A 2,926-nucleotide genomic window follows, 5' to 3' on the forward strand; every position below is an offset into this window, starting at 1 on the left:
TAAGCCCTCGATCGATTAGTATCTGTCAGCTCCATGTGTTGCCACACTTCCACCCCAGACCTATCAACCTCATCATCTTTAAGGGATCTTACCAGCTTGACGCTGTGGGAAATCTCATCTTGAGGGGGGCTTCATGCTTAGATGCTTTCAGCACTTATCCCTTCCACACGTAGCTACCCAGCTATGCTCCTGGCGGAACAACTGGTACACCAGCGGTGTGTCCATCCCGGTCCTCTCGTACTAAGGACAGCTCCTCTCAAATTTCCTGCGCCCGCGACGGATAGGGACCGAACTGTCTCACGACGTTCTGAACCCAGCTCGCGTACCGCTTTAATGGGCGAACAGCCCAACCCTTGGGACCTACTTCAGCCCCAGGATGCGATGAGCCGACATCGAGGTGCCAAACCTCCCCGTCGATGTGGACTCTTGGGGGAGATAAGCCTGTTATCCCCAGGGTAGCTTTTATCCGTTGAGCGATGGCCCTTCCATGCGGAACCACCGGATCACTAAGCCCGACTTTCGTCCCTGCTCGACTTGTAGGTCTCGCAGTCAAGCTCCCTTGTGCCTTTACACTCTGCGAATGATTTCCAACCATTCTGAGGGAACCTTTGGGCGCCTCCGTTACACTTTAGGAGGCGACCGCCCCAGTCAAACTGCCCACCTGACACTGTCTCCGCACCGGATCACGGCACTGGGTTAGAATTTCAGTACAGCCAGGGTAGTATCCCACCGACGCCTCCACCGAACCTGGCGGTCCGGCTTCCAAGGCTCCTACCTATCCTGTACAAGCTGTACCAAAATCCAATATCAGGCTACAGTAAAGCTCCATGGGGTCTTTCCGTCCTGTCGCGGGTAACCTGCATCTTCACAGGTACTATAATTTCACCGGGTCTCTCGTTGAGACAGTATCCAAGTCGTTGCACCTTTCGTGCGGGTCGGAACTTACCCGACAAGGAATTTCGCTACCTTAGGACCGTTATAGTTACGGCCGCCGTTTACTGGGGCTTCGATTCGAAGCTTCTCCCGCAAGGGATAACCCCTCCTCTTAACCTTCCAGCACCGGGCAGGTGTCAGCCCCTATACTTCGCCTTACGGCTTCGCAGAGACCTGTGTTTTTGCTAAACAGTCGCTTGGATCTTTTCACTGCGGCTCTCTCGGGCTATACACCCATGAGAGCACCCCTTCTCCCGAAGTTACGGGGTCATTTTGCCGAGTTCCTTAACGAGAGTTCTCCCGATCGTCTTAGGATTCTCTCCTCGCCTACCTGTGTCGGTTTGCGGTACGGGCACCTCTTTCCTCACTAGAGGCTTTTCTTGGCAGTGTAGGATCAAGAACTTCGGTACTTTAGTTCCCTCGCCATCACGACTCAGCCTTCATGGTGAACGGATTTGCCTGTTCACCGGCCTGATCGCTTGGACGCGCATATCCAGCAGCGCGCTTCCCTACCTTCCTGCGTCCCCCCGTCGTTCAAACGGAAAGGAGGTGGTACAGGAATTTCAACCTGTTGTCCATCGCCTACGCCTTTCGGCCTCGGCTTAGGTCCCGACTAACCCTGAGCGGACGAGCCTTCCTCAGGAAACCTTGGGCTTTCGACGGACAAGATTCTCACTTGTCTTTCGCTACTCATACCGGCATTCTCACTTCTAAGCGCTCCACCAGTCCTTCCGGTCTGGCTTCTCTGCCCTTAGAACGCTCCCCTACCATTGTTTACACAATCCACAGCTTCGGTGATACGTTTAGCCCCGGTACATTTTCGGCGCGGCGTCACTCGACCAGTGAGCTATTACGCACTCTTTAAATGGTGGCTGCTTCTAAGCCAACATCCTGGTTGTCTGGGCAACGCCACATCCTTTTCCACTTAACGTATACTTAGGGACCTTAGCTGGTGGTCTGGGCTGTTTCCCTCTCGACTACGGATCTTATCACTCGCAGTCTGACTCCCGCGGATAAGTCATTGGCATTCGGAGTTTGACTGGATTCGGTAACCCGTTGGGGGCCCCTAGTCCAATCAGTGCTCTACCTCCAAGACTCTAGCCGCGAGGCTAGCCCTAAAGCTATTTCGGGGAGAACCAGCTATCTCCGAGTTCGATTGGCATTTCACCCCTACCCACACCTCATCCCCGCATTTTTCAACATGCGTGGGTTCGGGCCTCCAACAGGTGTTACCCTGTCTTCACCCTGGACATGGGTAGATCACTCGGTTTCGGGTCTACGACCACGTACTTCTTCGCCCTGTTCAGACTCGCTTTCGCTGCGGCTCCGTCTCTTCGACTTAACCTTGCACGGGATCGTAACTCGCCGGTTCATTCTACAAAAGGCACGCTGTCACCCGTTAACGGGCTCCAACTAGTTGTAGGCACACGGTTTCAGGTTCTCTTTCACTCCCCTTCCGGGGTGCTTTTCACCTTTCCCTCACGGTACTGGTTCACTATCGGTCACTAGGGAGTATTTAGCCTTGGGAGATGGTCCTCCCGGATTCCGACGGGGTTTCACGTGTCCCGCCGTACTCAGGATCCACTCGGGAGGGAACGAAGTTTCATCTACAGGATTGTTACCTTCTCTGATGGACCTTTCCAGGTCGCTTCGATTACTCCGTTCCTTTGTAACTCCACATTGAGTGTCCTACAACCCCAGGGGGCAAGCCCCCTGGTTTGGGCTGTTTCCGTTTCGCTCGCCGCTACTCAGGAAATCGCGTTTGCTTTCTCTTCCTCCGGGTACTAAGATGTTTCAGTTCCCCGGGTATGCCTTTCATCCCCTATGTATTCAGGAATGAATACTGCTCCATTACGAGCAGTGGGTTCCCCCATTCGGAAATCTCCGGATCGAAGCGTACTTACAGCTCCCCGAAGCATATCGGTGTTCGTCCCGTCCTTCATCGGCTCCTAGTGCCAAGGCATCCACCGTGCGCCCTTCGTAGCTTAACCTA

General features: G+C 54.2%; 1 rRNA gene. It reads right to left on the reverse strand.

Features of this window, described 5'->3' with window-relative positions:
* Positions 1 to 2,924: ribosomal RNA gene (locus tag FCL54_RS23480) — 23S ribosomal RNA — on the reverse strand; the annotation flags it as partial.
* Between the last annotated feature and the right edge of the window lie 2 nt (positions 2,925 to 2,926).

The organism is Exobacillus caeni (genome assembly GCF_005747095.1).
GTDB lineage: Bacteria > Bacillota > Bacilli > Bacillales > Guptibacillaceae > Exobacillus > Exobacillus caeni.